This is a genomic window from Beijerinckia sp. 28-YEA-48 (assembly GCF_900104955.1).
Classification (GTDB): Bacteria; Pseudomonadota; Alphaproteobacteria; order Rhizobiales; family Beijerinckiaceae; genus Terripilifer.
Map to the genome: position 1 here is coordinate 1087150 of NZ_FNSI01000001.1, position 22260 is coordinate 1109409.

Sequence of the window (22260 nt, forward strand, 5' to 3'; positions counted from 1 at the left end):
GGCGTAGAGCCTTAGACGCCGATATGCCTATGCCACAGGCGCTTCTTGGGACTATATCACGCGCCCCTGGATTGCCGCGTCGCTGCGCTCCTCGCAATGACGGAGAGCAAGCGGTTCGTGTTGCAGGCGTCGGGCATGACACCGATTTACTTGGCTTGCGAAAGACTGTTTCTATAGTCCGCGATGCGTTCCAGCAGCTTGTTGGGCTTCTGGCCGATCATCGAGGTGTTGAAGGAGATCGTCGGTGGCTTCGGTTTGCGGATGCCGCCTGTGTCGATCGCTGTCCCGGCGATGGTGAGGTTGGACTTCATCACTGAGACATCGCCGAGTTCAGCCCAAGGAATGGTCGTCTGCTTGAGGCCGAAGCCTTTGCTGAAACCGGTGATGCCTTGCGCCGACAAGCTCAGTGGCGGGATGCCGCTGAGCCAGCGCCGCAGAAAGACAACACCGCCCAGAGCCGTCACCGCCGCGATCAAAACCCAGAAGCCAGCGCGCAGCGGAACCGGGACGCTGTGCATCAGATCGCCGAACCAAGCATAGCGACCATTTGAATGGTCATAGAAATGGGGACTGAGCGAGAGCCATCCCATCCAGAGGAAGCCGGCGGTGAGAATAAAAAACAGAAAAAGCCAGAGCAACATACGGATGGGCTTGAACGGAAAGTTGAGGACGTCGCTCATTCTATTCTGCCTGTTTCGGGACGCTACGATCAATTCCGCATTGATCTTTGCGAGACACTTGGTCCGTACTGGGAGACAATGCGTCGCCGAAGACGAGATCACACTGCGGGCTGGCGGATGACGGTTTGTCTCCGGCGGTACGTGTGATTTTTCACTTCTTGATTGTCACGGCCTCAAGCGCTTCGATACGCATCTTGATTGCCTCGCACATGGCGGCGCGGTCTTCCGCCGGCATTTTCTCGAGCGCGTCGATCTGTTCGTTGACCACGTAGCTCACCATTGATGGCTCTTTCCAATGGGTCAGCAACTTAACAGCTAGGTCGCGTCGCAAGTCCGGCGAAATCTTGGCCTCGCAGGTTTTAACGGCGGCCATGACGGAGCTAGCCTCCTTGCTATCACTACGCATATCTGCCTGGCCCATCGACGCTGTGAAAAAGAAAACAGTTGCGCACAGGCCGCAGAAGAAAGTTTCAAAGCCCCACTCCCATCTGTGTTCGTCTGGCATATTTATGCAAATTGCATAGGCATAGGGAAGACGTCCTCGGCATAGGGAAGACGTCCTCAGACGTATTTCGACCGATCACACGATCGACACACCGATCAGGATGGGGTGCAGGTAGACCATCGCCACGGCGGCGATCGTGCCGACGATGACGGCGATGGCGTCGCCCTTGGTGAAGCTGGCGCTGGCTGGAGCGCCGAAGTCGCCGCGTCTTTTCACAGCGATCCGATCCCACACCGCCCAGGCGAGCAGCGAGCCGAACAGGATGATGCCGCCGAGATCGCCATTGGCGAGCAGATGCGCCAGCGCCCAGATTTTCACAGCCGCAAGCATCGGGTGATGCAGCCAGCCTTTGATCTTGCCCGGCGGCGCATAAGTGGAGATCAGCGCGATGAAGGCAAGCCAGACGAGCGGCATCGCCAGATGCCGCGTCCAGGTCGGTGGATCCCACACGGGGATATAGCCCGCCGCGCGATAGCTGCCGAAGCCATAGACAATGAGGACCAGGCCGACGGCGGAGGCGAGGGAGTAGAGGCCTTTGTAACCGTTCTCGCCAAAACGGGCGATGAGCCCTGCGCGAGTCTCGCGCAGGGTCGTCAGCGTGTGGGCGCCCAGGAAGATAACGAGGCCGAGGATCAGGATTGCCATGGTGTCATCTTCCTTGGGTTGTGTAAGCAAATCGCGTTTCTCTTGAAACGCGACTTGCCCTAGGTCGCGGCCAGCGCCTGGTCGAGATCAGCGATGATATCGGGCACGTCCTCGATCCCGACCGACAGGCGCACGACGTCAGGCCCGGCGCCGGCGGCAACCTTTTGATCGTCGCTCAGCTGACGATGGGTTGTCGAGGCCGGATGGATGACCAGCGACCGGGTGTCGCCGACATTGGCGAGATGGGAGAACAGCTGCAGGTTCTTCACCAGCGAAATGCCGGCGTCGTAGCCGCCCCTGAGGCCGAAGGTGAACACGCCGCCGGCGCCCTTCGGGCAATATTTCTGCGCCAGATTGTAATAGCGGTCGCCCTTCAGGCCCGGATAGGACACCCATTTCACCGCCGGATGGCCCGACAGATATTCCGCCACCTTCTGCGCATTGTCGGAATGGCGCTGCATGCGCAACGGCAGGGTCTCGATGCCGGTCAGCACCAGGAAGGCGTTGAACGGCGAGAGCGCCGGCCCCAGATCGCGCAGGCTGAGCACGCGGCAGGCGATGGCGAAGGCGAAATTGCCGAAAGTCTCGCCGAGCGTCATGCCGTTATACTCGGGACGCGGCGCCGAGATCATCGGATAGCGCTTGTCGGCCATCCAGTCGAACGAGCCACCATCGACGATAACGCCGGCAATGGAATTGCCGTGGCCGCCTAAGAATTTCGTCGCCGAATGAATGACGATGTCGGCGCCGTGCTCGAACGGCTTGATCAAATAGGGCGTCGCCAGGGTGTTGTCGACGATCAGCGGCACGCGGGCGCGCTTGGCGATCTTGGCGATGGCCTCGATGTCGACGATGACGCCGCCGGGATTGGCGATGGATTCGATGAAGATCGCCTTTGTGCGCGGGCTCACCGCCGCCTCGAAGGTCGACAGATCATCCGGATCGGCCCATTTGACGTTCCAGCCAAAATTCTTCCACGAATGATTGAACTGATTGATCGAGCCGCCATAGAGCTTGTTGGCGGCGATCACTTCGTCGCCCGGCTGCATCAGCGCATGAAAGGCGAGGAATTCGGCCGCGTGGCCGGAGGCGACGGCCAATGCCGCCGTGCCGCCTTCCAGCGCCGCCACCCGTTCTTCCAGCACCGCATTGGTCGGATTGGTGATGCGCGTGTAGATGTTGCCGAACGCCTGCAGGCCAAACAGCGAGGCGGCGTGGTCGACGTCATCGAAGACGAAGGACGTCGTCTGATAGATCGGCGTGGCGCGCGCGCCTGTGGCCGGATCGGGCTGGGCGCCGGCATGGACGGCGAGGGTGGAAAAACCAGGGGCGGCAGGCGTGTCGGTCATGGCACCTCGCGGAGGATTTCATAAAACAGGACGATTTGTTCTTTTTATAGAACGTGCGGCTGGCGTCAATCGCCAGCATCCCTTTGCCTTGTGAAGGCTTGCCTTTGGGTTCGCCACCTTAACCGCCGGCGATGACGGGTGGAAGGCGGGGCGTCTTGATGCAAAGGTTTGCAGCCTCTTGACCGTGAAGCGGGGACGCGAGAGACCGCGTAACACTTCTAAGGAGGGGACGATTGGCAGAGGGCAAGGGAACGATCGTACTGGTGCACGGCGCCTGGTTCGGCGGCTGGGTGTGGCGTGACGTGGCGCGGCTGCTGCGGGCCGAAGGGTTCGACGTGACGACCCCGACGATGAGCGGGCTTGGCGAACGCCGGCATCAGCTTGGTCCAGAGATCGGCCTTTCCACCCATGTCGAGGACATCGTCAGCCATATCGAGATGGAAGATCTCAGAGATGTGACCCTGGTTGGCTGGAGTTATGGCGGCATGGTCGCCAATGGCGTTTTGACGCGCATCAAGGACCGTATTCGCACATTGGTCTATTTCGACGCCTTCGATCCGAAGGATGGGGAGTCGCTCGCCGATATCGTGAACAGCCCGCTCTCGCAGAGGGCACGTGACCTGGAGCAGGCGGGACAGCCGTTGCCGCCGCCCAATCTGACGCGACAGTGGAATGTGACCGATGAAGCCCTTCTTGCCAAATGCGCTGATCGCGTCGGTCCGCATCCGGCAAAGACGATGACGGAACCGGTGAAGGGGTTTCATGAGCGTCCGCAAGGGGTGAACTATGTCTATGTCTGGTGTGGCGCCAACCCCGCTTCGGTCTTCGCACCATTCTATGAGCGTGCCGGCAAGGACCCGCAATTTGCCTTCGCCGAACGCCTGCCGCACGACCATGTGGTGGCGTTGACGGATCCGCCCGTGGTGGCCGAGGTGATTGCCAAGGCCGCGCGGCTTTGATTTTTGGAACAAGCGTTTTGAATAAGAGGAAATGGAATTGAATATGGATCAGGACGTGCTTGACGGGATCGCCGTGCGCCAGCTTGTCGACAATTGGGTGTTGTGGCGTGACGCCGGCTATTGGGAGAAGTTCCGCACGGTCTGGCATCCGGATGGCAAGATGTTCGCCACCTGGACGCAGGGCACCGGCGATGAATTCATCGCCATGAACAAGAAAGCCTGGGCCGCTGGCGTCAGCATTCTGCATTCGCAGGGCGCGCATACGTCGGAGATTCGTGGCAACCGCGCCATCGCCGAAACCAAGATGCACATCTCTCAACGTGACACGGTGCACGACATCCTGGTGGATGTGGTCTGCGTCGGCCGCTTCTATGATTTCTTGGAGAAGCGCGACGGCAAGTGGGGCTTCGTGCTGCGTCAGCCGATCTACGAAAAGGACCGCATGGATCCGGTGCGCGCCGGCGAGAAGGTGCCGCTCGACGAGAAGCTGCTCAACTCATTTCCCGAGGGCTATCGGCATCTCGCCTATATCCAGTCGAAGATCGGCTTTCCGGTGAAGACCAATATGCCGGGGCTGAAGGGCGAGCGGGTCGAGGCGCTCTATGCCGCTGGCGAAGCCTGGCTCGCCGGTAAGCCGCTGTCTTGGGGCCATGATTAATCGGGCCAAGATTAATCGGGCCATGACTAGAAATACGCTGAGAGATCACGTTTCTTGAGGGGATAGTATGCGCGAACTCGACGAAAACAGCATCACGCAGGCGGTCATTGAGCGTTTCGCCAATGCGCCGAATGCGCGGGTGAAAGAAGTCTGCACGTCGCTGGTGAAACACCTGCACGATTTCGTGCGCGACGTGCGTCCGACCGAAGACGAATGGGGGGTTGCCATCGACTTCCTGACGCGCACCGGCAAGATCTGCGACGACGTGCGGCAGGAGTTCGTTTTGCTCTCGGACACGTTGGGTGTTTCGACCCTGGTCGATTCCATCAACCATCCGGTGCATGGCGACATCACGCAGTCGACGGTGTTGGGGCCGTTTTGGACGGCGCAGATGCCCGACTGCAAGATGGGCGATGACATCCACGGCAATATGAAGGGCGAGCCGGCTTATATCTACGGCACCTTGCGCTCGGAGGATGGCACGCCGCTCGCCAATGCGCAGATGGATGTGTGGCACTCCGACGACGATGGCTTTTACGACGTGCAGCAGATGGAAAAGCTCGGCGGTCCGGGCGGTCGCGGCCGCTTCAAGACCGACAGCGAGGGCCGTTACTTCTTCTGGTCGATCAAGCCGACGTGTTATCCGGTGCCGACCGATGGGCCGGTCGGCGAAATGCTGCGCGGGCAGGGGCGTCATCCGATGCGCCCGGCGCATCTGCATTTCATCTTCACGGCGCCAGGCCATCGCCGGCTGGTGACGCATATCTTCGATCCGACCGATAAGTACATCGATTCCGATGCGGTGTTCGGCGTCAAGGAATCGCTGATCCGCGAATATAAGGAACATCCGCCAGGCAAAGCGCCCGACGGCAAAGTGATGAACGAGCCCTTCGTCACCATCACCTATGATTTCGTGATGGCGAAGGAAGGTAAGAAAGCGGCTTAAGCCGAAGCCTTGGTGTCATACCGGACACGCCAAAGGCGTGATCCGGTATCCAGGGGCAAATGCTTCTGCGTTGATCGCTCTGCCACGCGCTCTGGATCATCTGCTGCGCAGATGTGGCACGTCTACTTGATATCGATCTTCGCTACTTCAGCCACCTTGTTCCAGGCGGTGATGGCCTCATCGAGTTTCTTGGTCATGAACGCCGCGTCGCCCTTCACCGGCACGCCGCCGTTGTTGAGCAGGAAGTCGGCATAGGCTTTCGAGCCGGCCGCCTGCATGAACCAGTTGGCCAACTTGTCGAGGATCGGCTTCGGCGTGCCAGCCGGCGCCCACATGGCCCAGATCGGCGTCGTGTCGGAGGTGCGGTAGCCAAGCGAGTCCATGGTCGGCACATTCGGCATGGCCGGATTGGGCGTCGCCGTCGTCACGGCGAGGAGTTTCACTTTGCCCTGTCGCTCCTGGCCGCTGGCATAGAGCGTGTCGACGAAGGCGAAGTCGATCTGGCCGGCGGAAAGGTCGCGCACCGCATCGGGCGTGATCTTGTAGGCGACCGGCGTCATGTCGAGGCCGGCGCCCGTGGTATAGGCGACGGAGCCTGCGAGGCCGACGGTTGTCGCCCAGCCATAGGTGGCGCGCTTGCCCTTGGCCTTCAGATATTGCGTCAGTTCGGCGACGGTCTTCGAGGGATTGTCGGGCCCGATCGCCAAAGCGAAGCCGTTCTCGTGCAGCGCGGCGATTGGCACCAATTCCTTCTTCACGTCGAAAGGCACCGGCTTGTAGAGCGCCGTATTGCCGGCGGTGGTGGCGGTGGAGGCGAGCAACAGCGTGTAGCCGTCGGGCTTTGCCTTGGCGCCGGCATCAACCGCGATATTGCCCGAAGCGCCGGGCCGGTTGTCGACGATGAAGGTGGCGCCATTGGTGATCTGGCGCAGCTGTTCGAGCAGGAAGCGGGCGGGAATGTCGGCGCCGGAGCCGGCAGCAAAGCCGAGCATGATGCGGACCGGTTTGTCGGGGTAATTGTCCTGCGCGCGCACCGATGTCAGGCCGGCGCTAACGGCAATTAGGATCGCCACGATACGTGCGAGTTTCATTGTTCCCTCCCAGAAACTTATGGGAGGGAGGATCACAGGCTTCCTGCCATCGGTCAATGACGAAAGCGGAGGGGAGGGTTATGCCCGCCCGGCTATTTCTTGTTCTTCTTCGCCCGCTCGATCGCCTCGACGATCAGCTTGCGCGCTGCTTCCGCATCGCCCCAGCCCTTGGTCTTCACCCATTTGCCGGGCTCGAGATCCTTGTAGTGCAGAAAGAAATGCTCGATCTGCTGCAGGGTGATCTCCGGCAGGTCGGTGTAGTTCTGCACGCTCTTATAGCGTTGGGTCAGCTTGTCGGAAGGCACAGCGATGATCTTCTCGTCACCGCCGGCTTCGTCTTCCATCAGCAGCACGCCGACGACGCGGCAGCTCATGATGGCGCCCGGCACGATGCCGCGAGTGTTGGCGACGATCACGTCGCACGGATCGCCGTCTTCCGACAGCGTGTGGGGGATGAAGCCGTAGTTCCCCGGATAGCGCATGGCCGTATAGAGGAAGCGGTCGACGACGAGCGCGCCGGATTCCTTGTCCATTTCATATTTAATCGGTTCGCCGCCGATGGGGACCTCGATGACCACGTTGACGTCGTGGGGCGGGTTTTTGCCGATGGCGATGGCTTCAAGATTCATGATGGTTCCATATGCAGGACCCGTGCCCCTTTGGGGCGCGGGGAGGGTATGTTGTTGACGGCCTCGGCGCCATGCCTGACGCGCAAGATCCCGGATCGCCTGCGGGCAGACGTCCGGGATGACAGTGAGGTGACCAGTAGTGGCATCACGACAGCTGTGGCAAGTGCTTCTTCTGTCGCAAGGCCGGCCCTGAATCAGGGCAAATGATCAGGGTTTACCGTTCATCTTGATGAGCTGGTCCTCGAGCTTGCCGAGGGTCTGCATGGTCGAAAGAGCTTCGGCCACCGAGCAGTTCGGGACGCGCTTTTCCTCGATCGCGGCGATGAATTCACGGTCCTGGTTCTCGAAGCCGTTCATCGACGGAGCGACGCCCGTGAGATCGATCTTCTTGCCAAAGCCGTCGGTCAGGTCGTCGTAGAAGGAGACCCAGGTGCCCTTGTCGCACATATAGCGGTAGGGCGATCCGATCGGACCTTCGTCATTGAAGGAGAGGGACAGCACGCAGATGGCGCCCTTCGGCGTCTTCATGATGATGCCCATGTCCATGGCGATCTTCAGTTCCGGATGATAGGGGCCCTGGACCGCATAGGCCTCGGAGACCTTTTCGCCGGTCTGATAGGAGAACAGATCGACGGTGTGGCAGGCGTGGTGCCACAGCAAGTGGTCGACCCACGAACGGGCATGGCCGAGGGCGTTCATATTGGTGCGGCGGAAGAAATGGGTGTGGGCCTGCATCTGCTGCAGGACGACGCCTTCCTTCTGCAGCTTCTGGTGCATCAGCTGGTGGCTGGGGTTGAAGCGGCGGACGTGGCCGGCCATGGCAGTGACGCCGGTTTCCTTCTGGACGCGGACGATGCGCTCGGCATCGGCGACGGAATCGCACATCGGGATTTCGATCAGCACGTGCTTGCCGGCGCGCATGGCGATTTCGGCCTGGTCAGCGTGAACCTGGGTCGGGCCGGTGATGATGACGGCGTCGACGTCCTTGCGATTGACCGCTTCTTCGAAACTCGTCAGGGCGACGGGGACATTATATTCGGCAGCAGTCTTTTCCGTGCCTTCCTGGGTGCGGCTTTGCAGCACAGTCACCTGAGAGCCCTCGATCGCCTTGATGGCTTTCAGATGGGCGACGCCCATCGCGCCATTGCCGCTGATGCAAAACCTCATTGTCATTTCCTCATTTTGGCAGAGAGCCGTTACGGGAAAACCGATCGTAACTTGCGAAAAGTCCTGGTTTTCCCTTCGGCCGGAGTTACAGGCGGCCGGATAGCATGGCGGGGCCGAAATAGGAATGCCGGTTCCCATCCGCCGCGTCTGCATTTTGGGTCGTTTACACTCTGTTTGCGCTCATTGAAATCGCTCGAATTACATCCGTTAAGGTATCTCTCCCTTAACTTTAGCTGCCTAGGAATGGGGCGAGCCGGGCGGTGGTTCCGGAAGAGAGTTTGGGGTTCTGCGTCGTGGCACTAGCGCAGGGTGAGAAGCAGTTTGGTAATCGCCGGCCAGGGGGCGTCGCCGCTCCGCCGGTTCGTACAGCAAAGAGCGGGGCGCGGGTCGGCGCCAGCATGACCGATGTGTTCGACGAACAGAATCGCACCCGCCTGATGATCATCGGCGGGGCCGTGGCCGCGGTTCTGTTGGTTGGCTGGGCCTACTTCAGCCTGCTCTCGGCGGAATCCATCGACGGGAAAGTGCTGCGCAGCCCGGACGAATGCGCCTCTTTCGGTTCGGCAAAAATAGACGATTGTACAGAGCTTTGGCGCCAAGGGCTCATTCAGCATGCGAACACAGCGCCGGCCTATGAGACGAGCGAGGCCTGCGAGCGCAACCATGGTGCGGGGCGCTGCGCGCTTGCCAGTCGCTCGACCATTGCCAATCGGCAAAACAAGTTCATTCCAGCCATGATGGCGATCATGCCGGTGGCGTCCGCGAATGGTTGGGCGGTGACGCCGCTCTATCGCAATCCAGGTGACGGTCCGGATCAGTGGCGTCAGACTTTGCCTTGAAATATTATTTATTCCAAATAGATGCGCCGAAGTCCTAAGGATTGAGGCGAGGTTTCTGCTTTTGCCTCGGCCGCTGGAGCGGTCGCACATATCGCTGAATTTCAGATTTTGTTTACCATATTCGCCCACGCTCATCTCGCTGGCGTCCTGTGAGGGAACGCCAGTCCGACAGTCGGCCCGGCACATTCCACCGGCCGCGTCATTGGAATGCGAGAGATGAGCCAGTTCAGCCAGCAATTCCGCTATTTGCGCTCCCGTTTCGGCGCGCCAGCGCTGCGCGCCTTGCCGGCTCCGGCCGCCGTGCCGCCGAGCCAGAGCGCTCTTACTATAGAATCTGAGGCTGTTGCCCCGGCGGGCGCCGCGCAACGGCGCAAGTCGGTCTTGGCGCACCCGTCGATGGGGGCGCTGCTGATCGCGCTGGGTGCGGTGGTCGGCGCCAAGTTTTTGGCTTCGACCGAACGGCCGGAAATCGTCCGCGAGACACCGACCATCGCCGCGCCGACACAAAGTTATAAAACGCAGGTCGCCCAGACCGGAACGACACCGCCGATCCAGCAGAAAACAGCCCGGGCTAGCGTCGAAACGCCGGCCGGCCCGGTGGGGGCGACGCCGCTGACCGCACCGGCTCAAGTCGCCTCGAATGTCTATTTTCCAGAACCGAAGACGGTGAAGTCGGTCGCCACCGATTCCCGTGGCCGCATCGTCGACCCGACGCCGACCGGCACCATCCGACCCGCGCCAGTCGCCACACCGTTTGTCGTGGCCACCGCCAAACCTGAAACCAAGCCGGAAACCATCAAGCCTGAAACGACCAAACCTGAAGTTGCTAAGCTGGCGGCTGCCAAGCCCGAGATTGTTAAGTCAACAGCTAAGGTTGAGGTTAGGGCGGAGCCGACGACGATCGTGGCTTCGAATCCCACCCCTTCCGCCGCGCCGGCTAACGTGGACGTCCGAGTCCAGTTGCCGCCGGACGCGCCGCTCAACCTGAGTGTCGTCGCAAAAGCCCCCGATCCACTGCCTCCCGTGGCGCAGGATCAGCGGCCTCCGGCCACTGTGGTCGATAGCGCCCGTTTCGGCCGTTCCGGCGGCGTTTCGATCCAACTCGCCGCCGCCAGCACGGAGGATGAAGCCCGGGCCCTTGCCGAGAAGCTTCAGCATCGCTTTTCATACCAATTGGACGGACGGCCGCTGGAAATCATCCCAGCCAAGCCACGTGACCGAATCGTCTATCGCTTGCGCCTGACCGAAATCTCCCGCGATGAGGCCGATGCCATCTGCGCCTCGCTGCGGGCCAACCGGGCCGGCTGTTTCGTCGCGCGGGACTGATCTCCGTCGTACTTGCGGTCAGCCGCCCCGCGGCTTAGGTCTCCGGTCAAAGCAAATCGCGTTTCGAGAGAAACGCGATTTTGCCTTGGATTTTCTTTTTGACGCATTTTCTTCACGCGAACCGGCCTCCGCTTCGCTTGAAAATGCTTTGAAAAACCGGAGTGATCATGCAGGCGAATGGCGAAGTACGGATCGGCACAGGCGCGAAGTCGGTGGTTTTTGGCAACCAGCGGCCGTTGTCCTTCATCGCCGGCCCTTGCGCGCTGGAAAGCCGGGATCATGCGCTGCGCATGGCTGGCGCCCTGCGCGACATCGCCGACCGGCTCGGCGTCGGCATCGTCTACAAATCCTCCTTCGATAAAGCCAACCGCACCTCGCTGACTAGCAAGCGCGGCATGGGCATCCATGAGGCTTTGCCGATCTTCGCCGAAATCAAGGAGCGCTTCGGCTTTCCCATCCTCACCGACGTTCATGAGAACGAGCAATGCGCCATCGTCGCGCCGGTGGTCGATGTGTTGCAGATCCCGGCTTTCCTGTGCCGGCAGACGGACCTGTTGCTGGCGGCGGCCAAGACCGGCCGGGCGGTGAACGTCAAGAAGGGCCAGTTCCTGGCGCCGTGGGACATGAAGAATGTCGCCGCCAAGATCACCGGTGCTGGCAATCCGAACGTGCTCGTCACCGAGCGCGGCGCCAGCTTTGGCTACAACACTTTGGTGTCCGACATGCGTTCGCTGCCGATCATGGCCGAGCAGACCGGCGCGCCGGTGATTTTCGACGCTACCCATTCGGTGCAGCAGCCCGGCGGGCAAGGCACGACCTCTGGCGGCGAACGCCAGTTCGTGCCGGTGCTGGCCAAGGCGGCGGTGGCCGTCGGCGTCGCCGGTGTGTTCATCGAAACCCACGACGATCCGGCCAACGCCTTCTCCGATGGACCGAACCAGGTGCCGCTTGGCGAGCTGGAAGCGCTGCTCAAGCGGCTGATGGCTTTCGACCAGTTGGCGAAGTCGTAAACTCACTCAGCCAACGATCGAGAAAATCCCTTCGATCTCGACCGCCATGCCGTGCGGTAGGGACGGCACGCCGATGGCTGAGCGGGCGTGTCGGCCGCTCTCGCCGAAGACATTGGCCATGAGATCGGACATGCCGTTGGCGACGGTGGGATGTTGCGTGAAATCCGGCGTCGCATTGACCAGGCAGAGCATCTTCACCACCTGATCGATCCGGTCGAGGGAACCCAGCGCCTGTCGCGCCACGGCGAGCAGGTTGAGGCCGCAGAGCCGTGCGGCCGCGATGCCTTCCTCGACCGAAAGATCCTGGCCGAGCTTGCCGAGCGTGAGGTGGCCGCTGAGATCGTGCGGTCCCTGGCCGGCGAGATAAAGCATGTTGCCGCAGACACGAAACTGCACATAGGAGGCGAGCGGCGTGCGCACCTCCGGTAGTACGATGCCAAGCTCGATCAATCGGGCTTCTGCACTCATGGTTCTTTCCTCAACTTAACTGGCTTGCAATTGCGGGCGGCCGGCGCGCCGCTCAAGGCGGGCGATCAGTTCAGCATGATCATCGCGGGTAAGGGAAGGACCGGGGCGCGGACATAAGCGCTGGTGATCGAGCCGCAGGTCGCGATGAAATGGTTGTGCTGTTGTTTTTTGATCGGGTGCGAGGGCAGGCCGTAAGGCGAGCGCTTATCGCGCGCTTGCCTTGCCGGCTGAACTCTGGCATAAATGTAGCTCATGCTACACTTTAGTGTGTAGGCTTTAATGGGAGCTAGCCATGACGTTACAGCAGGCGGCGGGGGCAACCTGGCGGGTGCATCTTGCCGGCAGGTTCAGCAAATTGGAGGACGTGGAATCCTTCGCCAAGACATGCGGCGCATTTGAAAGCGGCTATGCGGGCACGCTCTATTTCGCCTTTCGCGAAGCCGCTGAGGCGCGCCGTTTCGCCGCCTTTAGTGAGTTGAACAATCCGAAGACCGCGGTCATCGTCGTCAACGTTTAGCACTCGAATGCGTGACATCCGTCATTGCGAGGAACGCAGCGACGAGGCAATCCAGAGCGCGTGATAGAATGTCAGAAATGCCTGTGGCGCAGGTCTGATTACGTCTATGGCGCTACCTTTGGCCCTGGGTTGCTTCGCTGCGCTCGCAATGACAGTGGGCGTCAGGCGACACGTCCGGCGCGGAAGGCGCGTTCCATCGCCTCGGTGCGCACGGTGCTGCGCTGATCGACGAAACGGCACACCAGATCGCCGAATTCTTCGCGCGCCCATGGCTGGGTGAGCATGTGGTCGGCGTTCTTCAGAATATGTTTGGAGACGCCGGGCAGGGCGTCGGCATCCATGCCGTCGCCATCGAGATATAAGCCCATGTGCCGTTCGAGTTCTGTGAGGCCGGCATCGTTCTCACTGTAGACCAGCATGATCTTGGTGCCGCGTCCGGCGATGGTGTGGAACGCTGCCTCGACCGGGTTCTGCTGCGCCAGCACGTGATTGGCCCTGGCCGAGAGCGCCATCATGGCGTCCAAACTGCTGCGGGCAAAACGCTTGGCGAGCGGGAACAGGCGCGCCATCAGTTTGGCCGCGTCGCTTGCCGCCTGTTCGTCGCTGTCGAGCGCCGACAGTTTCGTCTGCATCTCGCGGGCTTTCGACTTCTGCCAGGCCGCCAGTTTCATCGCATGGGTGGCGCTCCATACGAAGGAACCTTGATTGAGCAGCACCAAGCGGTCGATGCGGGGATCGGCCAGCGCCGTGCGGAAGGCATGATAGGCGCCGCTGCAAGCGCCAGCGAGGGAGATCTCGGCGAAGCCGCGCTCTTTCAGCCAGTCGATGATCGTTGAAATGCGCGCCGACAGATCTTGCGAAATGACAGCGACCGCTGAGGGGCCGCCGGGCCAGGCGCTGTCGGCGAGGCCGGGCAGGTCGATGCGCAACGATGAGGTGCCAAAGCGCGCCAGCTTGCGGGCGAGATCGACATGCATGCGGCCCCAGCCGCTGCGCGGAATGCCGCCGGCATTGAAGAAGACGATGATGTTGCGGCGCTGCTCGCCGCCGGGGGGCCGGCAGAAAATGCCGTTGACGTGGCCATCGGCGCCGATCTGCACGGGCGTTTCGACGAAGTCGGCGCCGACGAGCGGTAGGCAAGGCGGGTTTGCCGGTCCGCTTTCCCGCAGGGCATTGCCATGGGGGAGATGGTCGGCGATCAGGGTCAACGTCGGGATGGGCGGCTCGCTCGCTGTCGGATCGCACATCATCGCGCCATAGCCGGCGAACGGCAGGACTTCGACTTTATCCGATGGTCCGCCAGCGCGTTGCGCCAAGGCCTGGGCCTCCTGCGTCTGTTCACGCGACAGGATCAGGAGCGGGGTGGAGGCTGTCTCGAAGCTCGGCCAGGTGAGGGCCTTCAGGGCGGCCGCTGTTTCGCTGGTCATGCGATAGCCCGCCAGGGTGATCTCACTCGTGGCGGAGGGCGCAGTAGGTTCGCCCAGTGGTGGCGCGATCATCGCCGAGAAGGCTTGGGTTTCGCGCAGCCATGCCTTGCCGCTGAGCGGTGGGGCGATCAGCACCAGTTGGCTAAGCTGTTCGATGGACGGTGCGGCGTTTGCCGCCAGCAGCGCGCCGAGGCGCAGGCCGATCAGCGAGATATCGGAAACAGCAGCATTGGTTTTCAGCCAGGCGGCGGCGGCGCGGATATTACTGATCCAGCTCTCGACCTGATGCGGATGCAAGGGCCCGCCGAGGGCATCGCCGGTGCCGAAATAATCGAAGCGCAGCACATTGATGCCGCGCGCAGCCAGCTTATGGGCAAGCAGTACCAGCGATTTGCGGGCGCAGATCTCCTCGAAGCCGAAGCTCGAACAGATGACAACGCCGCGTGTTCCCCGTGCCGGATGAAAACTACCCGCGCACCCCTCGAAGCTGACCGGAACCATTGAACCCCCACCTCGCCGTTTACCGGCTTTGGTCCAGCATGGGGCTGGCGAGGTTAGGGGCTCGTGAACGGAATCGTTTGAAACGTCGGTGTGGTTATCCGTTCGTTGCGATGAACCCTGTGTGTGGCCAGGGCGTTGCCGCTATCAGCCACGGCCGCGGTAGGTGGGCACGCCCTGGTCGGGCGCCCAGGTGCCGGCGGGAAGCTTGCCGGTTTGCCAGAACACGTCGATGGGCATGCCGCCGCGCGGATACCAATAGCCGCCGATGCGCAGCCAGCGGGGTTTAAGGAGCGTGGCGATGTCTTTGCCTATGCGCACGGTGCAATCCTCATGGAAGGCGCCGTGATTGCGGAAGCTGCCGAGATAGAATTTCAGCGATTTGGATTCGACCAGCCATTTGCCGGGCACGAAATCGATGACCAGATGGGCGAAATCTGGCTGGCTGGTGACGGGGCAGAGCGAGGTGAATTCCGGCGCGGTGAAACGCGTCACATAGATTTCGCCGGCCTGCGGATTGGGAACGCGCTCGAGAATCGCGGCATCCGGATGATCGGGCATGGTGGCGGGTCGGCCGAGCAGGCCGAGGGACAGGGCGGGGGCACTCTTTCGAGCCGGGCTTTTCGAGGTTTTGGCCATATTCGTCACCAGAAGGAGAAATTTGGCCTCTGATTAGAGCAAATTGCGTTGCGACAGAAACGCAATTTTGCCCGTGAAAGCGTGAAACGCCTGCAGCCCTTGCCGGGTGCGCCAACTTGCGGCCTACTGTGGTCAAGACCAGGGTCAAAGCCCGGGGCTTCAGGGGAGGACATCTTGATCAATCGTCGCGACATGATTGTTGGCGCGGGGGCGGCTGCGCTCTCGTCCGCCGGTCTACCGGCTTTCGCGCAAGGCTGGCCGGACAAACCACTGCACGTCTATATCGGCTTTGCCGCCGGCAGCGGCGCCGATATCCTGTGCCGCTGGTTCACGACGAAAATGCAGGAACTCAGCGGCCAGACCGTGGTGATGGAAAACCGGCCGGGCGCGGTCGGTTCGATCGCCATCAATGTCGCGGCCAAGACGAAGCCCGACGGCGCCAACATCCTCTTCACCGGCAATACGCTGATCGCCGGCGGCAAACATCTCCTGAAGGATTTTTCGGTCGATTATCGCACCGATCTCGATTGCGTGTGCGGCCTGGTCGAGACACCGTTCGTGCTGGTCGTCGGCACCAAGTCCAAGGCCAGCAACGTGAAAGAGCTGCTGGCGCTGCTGAAATCGAAACAGCAGAACCGCTATGGCTACACCAACCCAGCGGCGATGGTCGCGGGCTTCGCCCTGAAAGCCTTCGCTGGCGTGCAGGCCGAAGCCATTTCCTACCGCACCACGGCCGATGCGGTGGGCGACCTGGAAAGCGCCACTCTCGATTACATGATCATGGATGGCACCTATGCCGCCGGCCAGCTCAAGGCGGGGCGTCTGCGCATTCTTGGCGCCACCATGGAGAAGCGCATCAATGTGCTGCCCGACGTGCCGACCATGCAGGAAGAGGGCGTGCCGGATTTCTTTTTCAGCCCCTGGTGGGCCGTGTGGCTGCCCAAGGGCTCGCCGCAGGAAGCCAATGCCAAGCTGGGCGAATTGGTCCAACGCATCTGTAAAATGCCCGAAACGGTCAAATTTCTTGGTGACATGGTGGCGATGCCGGTGGTCGGCGATGCCAAATATGTCCTTGCCAAGCTTGATGCCGACCGGGCGCGCTGGGACAAATTGGCCGCGGCCGCCGGATTGACCCCACAATAGCCAAATTGGCGGTCAAAACCGCGTCAGAGCCTTGTTTTCAGGGGAAGATACGCTTGCGCGGGATACGACCCTCTGCTTAATGGCCGCATTCGCCGGGCGGCGTCAGCCGTGCCGGACGCAACGGGAGAAAAGAAATGGATCGTAGGGACGTGGTCAAGGGGCTTGGCGCTGGCGCTCTGTCGCTGACGGTGCCGGGCGGGGCGTTCGCTCAAGCTGAGAACTATCCGGCGCAGCCCATGCATATTTACATCGGCTTTCCGGCCGGCAGCGGCGCCGACATTCTCGGCCGCTATTTCACCAACAAGCTGACCGAGCTGACCGGCAAGACGATCGTTGTCGAAAACCGGCCGGGCGCCAACAGCAATATCGCTCTTGGTCTTGTCGCCAAGGCGAAGCCCGATGGCTATTCGATCCTGTTCTCGGCCAATTCGAACATGGCCGGCTCGCGCTATATGTTCAAATCGCTGCCCTTCGACACGGTGCAGGATTTCGTGCCGGCCGGCACCTTCGCGCAGATCGTGTTTGTCGTCGTTGTGGCGGCGGACTCGAAGCTCAATTCGATCGCCGATCTGACGGCTTTCCTGAAGACGACCGACCGGGCCAAATATGGCTACACCAACCAGATGGGCATTCTCTGCGCCGAGCTCTATAAGTCGACGACGGGCACCAAGGCCGAGCCGGTGTCCTATCGCACGGCGCCGGATGCCTTGCCTGACGTTGTCAACGGCACGCTCGACTTCATGGTGATGGACGGCACCTATGCTGCGGCGCAAGTGCGCTCCGGTCGCCTGAAGTGTTTGGCCGTGACCACGGGGCAGCGCAGCGACTCGTTCCCCGGTGTGCAGACCATGCAGGAAGCCGGCTTGAAGGATTTCGATCTGTCGCCGTGGTGGGCTGCTTACTTCCCCAAGGGCACGCCGCAGCCGATCATCGACAAATTCTCCGGCTGGCTGCTGCAGATAGCCAAAACGCCTGAGACGGCGAAGTTTCTTGAGTCAGTCGGTGCGGTGCCGCATCACGACACGGCGAAGGAAGCGAATGCACGTCTCCTCTCCGACATCGAGAAGTGGGCGCCGATCGTCAAGGCCGCGAACATCGTGCCGATGTGATCTGAGCAACGGTTCTTTTAAAATTTTGGCCCGCCGGATTTTCCGGCGGGTTTTTTGTTCAAGTGAGGTCCCGAGGTCTGATCGCAACATCGCGCAGTTTGGATGATTTACAATCTTCCATCACAGCAATTTGTTTCGGGTTTATTTGCCGTGGAAATGAAAATCGTACATCGGGATTATGGTCGTGACTTTTGCAATTTGGAGATGGAATGTTTGGTAATCTGAATGCAATCAGCCCGTATTTGCTGAGTGTTTTGCGCATTGTCTTTGCGCTTGTTCTCTTCAGTTATGGCACTCAGAAAATACTCGGATTTCCTTATTCCGCGCGCGGGCCTGAGGTCCTATCTCTGTCTTGGATCGCCGGCGTGTTCGAATTGGTGGTCGGCTTCTTCCTGTTGATTGGATACTTGAGCAGACCGGCGGCCTTTATCCTGTCGGGGCTGATGGCTTGCGCTTATTTCATCGGTCATGCGCCAAAGGATTTCTTCCCCTCGCAAAATGGCGGTGTGGCCGCGATCCTTTTCTGTTTCGGCTTTCTCTACATCGTGGCCGCTGGGCCCGGGCCTTTCAGTGTCGATGCGTGGAGAAAAGCGCGCGCTTGATTTCACGAGCTGGAGGAGAGCCGTGTGGCTCTTATCTTGTATGGGCGCGGGGCGAGGGCTGAATACTCGCTTCGCGGCCAAGCCCTTTTGTAGCGGTCAAGCCTTTTTATAATGGCCTGCTCCATTGCATTTGCGAACCGGTCATTCGTTTTCACGGGCTACGAAGCCAGATTGTGCAAGCGCGCGATTTATTGTTTCGACGGCGTGCAACAAGGGAGCCGTCAAACGGTCGCGAACTTGTTCGGGATTTTCCGCGCCTGTCAGCCAGCCCGCGCCTATCGCCGCGAATGTGGTTCCTCGCGCATCGATGAGGGGGGCGGCTATCGAACATAAACCTGTGGCGTGCTCGTCCCGCACGAATGACCAGCCTTGTACGCGATCTTTTTGAATCTGCCTGGCCAAAGTCTTTTTGTCAGTAAGAGTGGAAGGCGTGAGAGGAGGCAGCGTTTGCTTCGCCAGCAGAATGTCGATTTGGCGATCAGACATCCCCCCTAAAAGGGTTCGACCCAGTGCAGTTACAAAAGCTGGAAATCGCTGGCCAATGCTGAATGTCATCGTGATCCGGTCGGCGACATCGTAATTGACACGATCCAGATAGATGACCTCATCATCTTCAAGCACAGCGGCGTTGCATGGCAACTTTGTTGCCGCCGCCAACGCCGTAAGTTCTGGTCGCACGATGCCGAGCCATCCCTGCGATGAAAGATAGGAAAACCCCAGTTCCAGTATCTTGGGCCGCAATTTGAAAATGCGGCCTTGCGCCTCGACATAGCCGAGGTTTTGAAGCGTCATTAAAATGCGACGCGCAGAGGCTCGCGTGAGCCCGGTTTTTTTCGCCAGGTCGCTCAGGCTCATGCCCGATGGCGCATCCGCGAAGGTCTTGATGACAGCCAAGCCGTTGGCGAGCGTTCCCAGTAACTCTCGTTCTGGGGCTTTGGATTCTGGGGCGTTCATGCTGTCCAGCTTAAAGTGTTTTGGCGGGGTGTGAGCGTTGATTGGCTGTTTCACTAATCAATCCGATCCGAACATTGAAGGGGACGAATATTGACACCGACGCAGAGCCGATGAATATTGTCGCGTGCGTTATACGAACAAATGTACGGTATGCGAACAAATGAATCAGCTCTTTCCATCTGCCAAGCAGCCAATTCCGTCCGGGGCCCGCGCGACTCCGGTTTTAAAGCAATATTTTCCTGGGCTTAGCCTCAAGGAGCGAGATCGTCGATGGGACAAGGCGCGTAAGCGCATGTTGATGGCGGGCCTCGATGCGCTGGTGTTCTTCGGCAACGACATCTTCTGGGGCGCTGGCATGGCCAACATGCGCTACATGTTCCAAGTCGACTCGCAGAGCGGCGCTCAAGCGCTGTTTCCGCTTTCTGGCAAACCGATTGTCTGGAACGGCATTCCCCACAATTTGCGGCCGACACATATGTATTTGTCGCTGCAGGATTGGGTGGATGATTTCCGCTGCAATGGTGGCGTGGCCGCCGTTGCAGCGCAGCTGCAGGAGCAGGGCCTCGACAAGGCCCGCATCGGCCTTGTCAGTTTCTCGTCGACAATTCAGACGACGCCGACACTGCTTCACCAGGATGCTCTGACGCTCCAGAAGCTGCTGCCGAATGCCGCCTTCATCGATGCCAATTGGCTGACGCAAGAAATGCGAATGGTGAAGAGCGAAGAGGAGATAGGACAACTTCGCAAGGCCGGGAAAATCGCGCGCAAAACGATCGATGCGATGATCGATGCGGCGCGCCCAGGCCGAACGGAGGCCGAAGTTTATGCGGCGATGATCCATACGCAGATCGCCAACGGTGGCGATCCGAACATTTTCAATTTCCTCGCGTCGGGGCCGGTCGAACATTCCGATATGGAGTTGTGGCATCTGCTGCACGGGTGTGAACAGCCCCTATCTCCGACAACGCGGCCGTTGGCGAAAGGCGATCTCATCATCGCCGAATGGCACACGAAGTATGGCGGCTATCGTTGCCACACGGAATATACGGTCTATCTCGGAGAAAAAGCGCCGCCGGAGCTGCTCGATATCTGGAAAGTGTCCGTCGAGTGCCTTGAAGCGAGCAAGCAAGCACTCGTTGCCGGCAGAACAATACGGGAAGCCGTAGAAATGATCCGGCGGCCTGTCGAGCGTGCGGGGATCGACTTCGTCGAGCTTGGTTTCCACGCCATGGGAACGGCATCGCCGGAATTTCCGACCGTGGTCTACAAGGAGGGCTATGGCTACGACACCATGAACGGTCACGGCATCGGAGACCTGGTTCTCGAAGAGGGCATGTGCTTTGGCAACAATATCGACCTGCACAATTCACGATGGAAGCCCGATGTGGGCTGCATGCTCTCCGATTTCATGGTGGTGAGGGAAAAGCAGGCGGAATGCCTGATCGGAACGCCAATCGAGATGGCTCAGATCGCCTGTTGAAGGCGATCTGTTCGTGGGAGGGGATCATGACGTTTTATCGTGACATAGCCAGCTATCTGCTTGCGTTTGTTCTTGCTTTCAATCTTGCGCCAGCGATGGCGCAAGAGCCATTGAGGCTTCGGCTGGGTGTCGGTCCAAGCTGCGTTGAGGAGGTTATGTGTCTCATGAAAGCCCGGCCGGATCTCACGCCGGGGCAAGGGAAAGACTATCTCTTGGATATCACGCCTTTCCGTGCCGGTGACATTCGCTTTCAGGCTTATGTCGCTGGGCAGATCGACGGCGGAACAACCAGCTTCTCAACGCTCATGCTATCGGCCTTAAAAGGTATTCGGACGACCACGGTTGCCGCTATCTCGAAAGAGAGCAACAGAACCTATTCGACATCGTTTCTGAGTTTAACCGAAGGCGGTATAAATTCGGCGAAAGATCTCAAGGGCAAGGTCATAGGAATTCCTGGCCTGCGCAATACTTTCGAGCTGATCGCGCGCGCCGAGCTGAGCAAAATTGGCCTCAATCCTGATCGCGATGTTCGTTTGGTTGTCGTCCCCACGCAAGTGATGGAGCAGGCACTGCGAGATCAAAAGATTAGTATTGGCGCCTTCGTGCAGCCCTTCTATGCGAACGCGATCGCTGGTGGCGGCGTGAAGGTTTTGTTTAATTCCATCAACACGCTTGGGCTTGCCGAAGAGTTCAACATTTTCTTCCAGCCCGAATTTCTAAAATCACATGACAGGGTAATCCGCTCGTTTTTGAGCGACTTTGTCGCGTCCACGAAATACTACATCGCCAATACGGGGAAAGCTCGGAAGGCGCTGCTGGCGAGCAAGATGGTTGAGATCCCAGCGTCGGTCTTTATCGGTATGGCCAACCTCGAGCCCGTTCCAGACGCACGACCGTCACCAGCCGACTGGGAGAAGATGCAGGATTGGATGTTCAAGCTTGGGTTCATGGATCAGAAGGTCGACATTAATTCGATGATCGACACGAGCTACCTGCCAAACTGACGTTGCTCTCATAACCGCCAATCAATTTGGCTATTTGGATCTGTCCATGAGTTCCCCGGAAGTCGCACCGAACCTTCATCGTGTTGTTACCGGCCATGATGCGGGCGGTACCGCGATCGTCATTCTCGATGACGATGCCCAAAATGCGCGCCTGTTTGAAGGGGGTACCGTCTCTCGCCTGGTTTGGAGTACGGACCGAACGCCAGCGGATATTCGGATGGGGACAAGCATCGAGGATGCGGGCGCGCGCCGGTTGGCCACTGCTCCGCCTCCCAATGGATCTCGCTTCGCGGTGATTGATTTCGCGCCATATTCCATTGGTCCCATGCATCGCACCGAGACGCTCGACTATGTGCTGGTCCTCTCCGGAGACGTTGAGATGCAACTGGATAACACGTGTATTTCTCTTAAAGCAGGAGACGTGCTTGTGCAGAGAGGAACCAATCATTCTTGGATCAACAAGACAGATCAATGGGCGCGCGTTGCATTTGTTCTGCTTGATGCCAATCCGCTCGGCATAGGCCGACCGATCACCGGTAATCAGTCCCCCGTTGAGTAGCGTCGCGGCAACGATAGATCATGAACCGAGCAGCGGTCGTCGCGTCGAGCCGAATT

25 protein-coding genes are annotated in these 22260 nt (G+C 60.0%); 13 read left to right on the forward strand and 12 right to left on the reverse strand.

The window, feature by feature from the left end; translation table 11 throughout:
* Positions 1 to 146: 146 nt before the first annotated feature.
* The 4 genes from BLW50_RS05160 to BLW50_RS05175 all read right to left on the reverse strand — a co-directional run bounded on the left by BLW50_RS05160 (position 147) and on the right by BLW50_RS05175 (position 3179).
* The gene (locus BLW50_RS05160; RefSeq protein WP_090698428.1) at positions 147 to 680 is read right to left on the reverse strand and encodes a hypothetical protein; all 534 of its coding nucleotides are present in this window, start codon (positions 678 to 680) and stop codon (positions 147 to 149) included.
* A 151-nt stretch (positions 681 to 831) separates the two neighbouring features.
* Complete coding sequence (locus tag BLW50_RS30230; protein WP_139267474.1) at positions 832 to 1053, reverse strand: hypothetical protein; 222 nt, start codon at positions 1051 to 1053, stop codon at positions 832 to 834.
* Positions 1054 to 1260: 207 nt separating this feature from the next.
* Positions 1261 to 1830, reverse strand: a complete 570-nt coding sequence (locus BLW50_RS05170; protein WP_090698435.1) for an NnrU family protein — start codon at positions 1828 to 1830, stop codon at positions 1261 to 1263.
* A 59-nt stretch (positions 1831 to 1889) separates the two neighbouring features.
* Complete coding sequence (locus BLW50_RS05175; RefSeq protein ID WP_090698440.1) at positions 1890 to 3179, reverse strand: O-acetylhomoserine aminocarboxypropyltransferase; 1290 nt, start codon at positions 3177 to 3179, stop codon at positions 1890 to 1892.
* A gap of 233 nt (positions 3180 to 3412) precedes the next feature.
* On the opposite strand from BLW50_RS05175, the gene BLW50_RS05180 reads away from it, so the two are divergent.
* The 3 genes from BLW50_RS05180 to BLW50_RS05190 all read left to right on the forward strand — a co-directional run bounded on the left by BLW50_RS05180 (position 3413) and on the right by BLW50_RS05190 (position 5742).
* A complete protein-coding gene (locus BLW50_RS05180; RefSeq protein WP_090698443.1) occupies positions 3413 to 4138 on the forward strand; it encodes an alpha/beta fold hydrolase in 726 nt (241 codons plus the stop codon).
* Positions 4139 to 4181: 43 nt separating this feature from the next.
* Complete coding sequence (locus BLW50_RS05185) at positions 4182 to 4796, forward strand: nuclear transport factor 2 family protein (RefSeq protein WP_090708726.1); 615 nt, start codon at positions 4182 to 4184, stop codon at positions 4794 to 4796.
* Positions 4797 to 4863: 67 nt separating this feature from the next.
* Positions 4864 to 5742, forward strand: a complete 879-nt coding sequence (locus BLW50_RS05190; protein ID WP_090698445.1) for an intradiol ring-cleavage dioxygenase — start codon at positions 4864 to 4866, stop codon at positions 5740 to 5742.
* 122 nt (positions 5743 to 5864) lie between these two features.
* Here BLW50_RS05190 and BLW50_RS05195 read toward each other — a convergent pair whose 3' ends face one another.
* The 3 genes from BLW50_RS05195 to BLW50_RS05205 form a co-directional block, all read right to left on the reverse strand.
* On the reverse strand, positions 5865 to 6833 hold the full coding sequence (locus BLW50_RS05195; RefSeq protein ID WP_090698449.1) for a Bug family tripartite tricarboxylate transporter substrate binding protein: 969 nt from the start codon (positions 6831 to 6833) through the stop codon (positions 5865 to 5867).
* Positions 6834 to 6925: 92 nt separating this feature from the next.
* Entirely contained in the window at positions 6926 to 7462 is a 537-nt protein-coding gene (ppa, locus tag BLW50_RS05200) for an inorganic diphosphatase (RefSeq protein WP_090698452.1), read from the reverse strand.
* A 207-nt stretch (positions 7463 to 7669) separates the two neighbouring features.
* Complete coding sequence (locus BLW50_RS05205) at positions 7670 to 8629, reverse strand: Gfo/Idh/MocA family oxidoreductase (RefSeq protein WP_090708729.1); 960 nt, start codon at positions 8627 to 8629, stop codon at positions 7670 to 7672.
* Between the two features lie 293 nt (positions 8630 to 8922).
* Between BLW50_RS05205 and BLW50_RS05210 the strand changes: the two genes are divergently transcribed.
* The 3 genes from BLW50_RS05210 (at position 8923) to kdsA (ending at position 11804) form a co-directional block, all read left to right on the forward strand.
* Entirely contained in the window at positions 8923 to 9468 is a 546-nt protein-coding gene (locus BLW50_RS05210; protein ID WP_139267475.1) for a DUF1190 domain-containing protein, read from the forward strand.
* Between the two features lie 216 nt (positions 9469 to 9684).
* On the forward strand, positions 9685 to 10794 hold the full coding sequence (locus tag BLW50_RS05215) for an SPOR domain-containing protein (protein WP_170849996.1): 1110 nt from the start codon (positions 9685 to 9687) through the stop codon (positions 10792 to 10794).
* A 167-nt stretch (positions 10795 to 10961) separates the two neighbouring features.
* The gene (gene kdsA, locus BLW50_RS05220) at positions 10962 to 11804 is read left to right on the forward strand and encodes a 3-deoxy-8-phosphooctulonate synthase (RefSeq protein ID WP_090708731.1); all 843 of its coding nucleotides are present in this window, start codon (positions 10962 to 10964) and stop codon (positions 11802 to 11804) included.
* 6 nt (positions 11805 to 11810) lie between these two features.
* Here the strand turns inward: kdsA and BLW50_RS05225 are convergent, their stop codons facing one another.
* Both BLW50_RS05225 and BLW50_RS05230 read right to left on the reverse strand, forming a co-directional pair.
* Positions 11811 to 12272, reverse strand: coding sequence for a RidA family protein (locus tag BLW50_RS05225; protein WP_090698464.1), 462 nt, complete (start codon positions 12270 to 12272; stop codon positions 11811 to 11813).
* A 65-nt stretch (positions 12273 to 12337) separates the two neighbouring features.
* On the reverse strand, positions 12338 to 12526 hold the full coding sequence (locus BLW50_RS05230) for a hypothetical protein (RefSeq protein ID WP_090698467.1): 189 nt from the start codon (positions 12524 to 12526) through the stop codon (positions 12338 to 12340).
* Positions 12527 to 12564: 38 nt separating this feature from the next.
* Between BLW50_RS05230 and BLW50_RS05235 the strand changes: the two genes are divergently transcribed.
* A complete protein-coding gene (locus BLW50_RS05235) occupies positions 12565 to 12789 on the forward strand; it encodes a hypothetical protein (RefSeq protein ID WP_090698471.1) in 225 nt (74 codons plus the stop codon).
* A gap of 161 nt (positions 12790 to 12950) precedes the next feature.
* Here the strand turns inward: BLW50_RS05235 and BLW50_RS05240 are convergent, their stop codons facing one another.
* Both BLW50_RS05240 and queF read right to left on the reverse strand, forming a co-directional pair.
* Positions 12951 to 14717, reverse strand: a complete 1767-nt coding sequence (locus BLW50_RS05240; protein ID WP_090698474.1) for a serine aminopeptidase domain-containing protein — start codon at positions 14715 to 14717, stop codon at positions 12951 to 12953.
* Between the two features lie 144 nt (positions 14718 to 14861).
* The gene (queF, locus tag BLW50_RS05245; RefSeq protein WP_090698477.1) at positions 14862 to 15353 is read right to left on the reverse strand and encodes a preQ(1) synthase; all 492 of its coding nucleotides are present in this window, start codon (positions 15351 to 15353) and stop codon (positions 14862 to 14864) included.
* A gap of 174 nt (positions 15354 to 15527) precedes the next feature.
* On the opposite strand from queF, the gene BLW50_RS05250 reads away from it, so the two are divergent.
* The 3 genes from BLW50_RS05250 (at position 15528) to BLW50_RS05260 (ending at position 18207) form a co-directional block, all read left to right on the forward strand.
* The gene (locus BLW50_RS05250) at positions 15528 to 16496 is read left to right on the forward strand and encodes a Bug family tripartite tricarboxylate transporter substrate binding protein (protein ID WP_090698481.1); all 969 of its coding nucleotides are present in this window, start codon (positions 15528 to 15530) and stop codon (positions 16494 to 16496) included.
* A gap of 134 nt (positions 16497 to 16630) precedes the next feature.
* Positions 16631 to 17605, forward strand: coding sequence for a Bug family tripartite tricarboxylate transporter substrate binding protein (locus tag BLW50_RS05255; RefSeq protein WP_090698484.1), 975 nt, complete (start codon positions 16631 to 16633; stop codon positions 17603 to 17605).
* Between the two features lie 209 nt (positions 17606 to 17814).
* Positions 17815 to 18207, forward strand: a complete 393-nt coding sequence (locus BLW50_RS05260; protein ID WP_090698487.1) for a DoxX family protein — start codon at positions 17815 to 17817, stop codon at positions 18205 to 18207.
* A gap of 141 nt (positions 18208 to 18348) precedes the next feature.
* Here BLW50_RS05260 and BLW50_RS05265 read toward each other — a convergent pair whose 3' ends face one another.
* Positions 18349 to 19215 (reverse strand): IclR family transcriptional regulator domain-containing protein, encoded by an 867-nt coding sequence (locus tag BLW50_RS05265; protein ID WP_090698489.1) that lies wholly within the window; start codon positions 19213 to 19215, stop codon positions 18349 to 18351.
* 106 nt (positions 19216 to 19321) lie between these two features.
* On the opposite strand from BLW50_RS05265, the gene BLW50_RS05270 reads away from it, so the two are divergent.
* Genes BLW50_RS05270 through BLW50_RS05280 form a run of 3 tightly spaced genes read left to right on the forward strand, consistent with a single transcriptional unit; the run spans position 19322 to position 22204 of the window.
* Positions 19322 to 20641, forward strand: a complete 1320-nt coding sequence (locus BLW50_RS05270) for a M24 family metallopeptidase (protein ID WP_090698492.1) — start codon at positions 19322 to 19324, stop codon at positions 20639 to 20641.
* 26 nt (positions 20642 to 20667) lie between these two features.
* Positions 20668 to 21645, forward strand: a complete 978-nt coding sequence (locus tag BLW50_RS05275) for an ABC transporter substrate-binding protein (RefSeq protein WP_170849997.1) — start codon at positions 20668 to 20670, stop codon at positions 21643 to 21645.
* Positions 21646 to 21691: 46 nt separating this feature from the next.
* Complete coding sequence (locus BLW50_RS05280) at positions 21692 to 22204, forward strand: cupin domain-containing protein (protein WP_090698497.1); 513 nt, start codon at positions 21692 to 21694, stop codon at positions 22202 to 22204.
* Positions 22205 to 22260: the final 56 nt, after the last annotated feature.

Coding starts and splice junctions, on each gene's coding strand:
- BLW50_RS05160 (WP_090698428.1), bottom strand. CDS start 680: ATGAGCGACGTCCTCAACTTTCCGTTCAAGCCCATCCGTATGTTGCTC.
- BLW50_RS30230 (WP_139267474.1), bottom strand. CDS start 1,053: ATGGCCGCCGTTAAAACCTGCGAGGCCAAGATTTCGCCGGACTTGCGA.
- BLW50_RS05170 (WP_090698435.1), bottom strand. CDS start 1,830: ATGGCAATCCTGATCCTCGGCCTCGTTATCTTCCTGGGCGCCCACACG.
- BLW50_RS05175 (WP_090698440.1), bottom strand. CDS start 3,179: ATGACCGACACGCCTGCCGCCCCTGGTTTTTCCACCCTCGCCGTCCAT.
- BLW50_RS05185 (WP_090708726.1), top strand. CDS start 4,182: ATGGATCAGGACGTGCTTGACGGGATCGCCGTGCGCCAGCTTGTCGAC.
- BLW50_RS05190 (WP_090698445.1), top strand. CDS start 4,864: ATGCGCGAACTCGACGAAAACAGCATCACGCAGGCGGTCATTGAGCGT.
- BLW50_RS05195 (WP_090698449.1), bottom strand. CDS start 6,833: ATGAAACTCGCACGTATCGTGGCGATCCTAATTGCCGTTAGCGCCGGC.
- ppa (WP_090698452.1), bottom strand. CDS start 7,462: ATGAATCTTGAAGCCATCGCCATCGGCAAAAACCCGCCCCACGACGTC.
- BLW50_RS05205 (WP_090708729.1), bottom strand. CDS start 8,629: ATGAGGTTTTGCATCAGCGGCAATGGCGCGATGGGCGTCGCCCATCTG.
- BLW50_RS05215 (WP_170849996.1), top strand. CDS start 9,685: ATGAGCCAGTTCAGCCAGCAATTCCGCTATTTGCGCTCCCGTTTCGGC.
- kdsA (WP_090708731.1), top strand. CDS start 10,962: ATGCAGGCGAATGGCGAAGTACGGATCGGCACAGGCGCGAAGTCGGTG.
- BLW50_RS05225 (WP_090698464.1), bottom strand. CDS start 12,272: ATGAGTGCAGAAGCCCGATTGATCGAGCTTGGCATCGTACTACCGGAG.
- BLW50_RS05230 (WP_090698467.1), bottom strand. CDS start 12,526: ATGAGCTACATTTATGCCAGAGTTCAGCCGGCAAGGCAAGCGCGCGAT.
- BLW50_RS05235 (WP_090698471.1), top strand. CDS start 12,565: ATGACGTTACAGCAGGCGGCGGGGGCAACCTGGCGGGTGCATCTTGCC.
- BLW50_RS05240 (WP_090698474.1), bottom strand. CDS start 14,717: ATGGTTCCGGTCAGCTTCGAGGGGTGCGCGGGTAGTTTTCATCCGGCA.
- queF (WP_090698477.1), bottom strand. CDS start 15,353: ATGGCCAAAACCTCGAAAAGCCCGGCTCGAAAGAGTGCCCCCGCCCTG.
- BLW50_RS05255 (WP_090698484.1), top strand. CDS start 16,631: ATGGATCGTAGGGACGTGGTCAAGGGGCTTGGCGCTGGCGCTCTGTCG.
- BLW50_RS05260 (WP_090698487.1), top strand. CDS start 17,815: ATGTTTGGTAATCTGAATGCAATCAGCCCGTATTTGCTGAGTGTTTTG.
- BLW50_RS05270 (WP_090698492.1), top strand. CDS start 19,322: ATGAATCAGCTCTTTCCATCTGCCAAGCAGCCAATTCCGTCCGGGGCC.
- BLW50_RS05275 (WP_170849997.1), top strand. CDS start 20,668: ATGACGTTTTATCGTGACATAGCCAGCTATCTGCTTGCGTTTGTTCTT.
- BLW50_RS05280 (WP_090698497.1), top strand. CDS start 21,692: ATGAGTTCCCCGGAAGTCGCACCGAACCTTCATCGTGTTGTTACCGGC.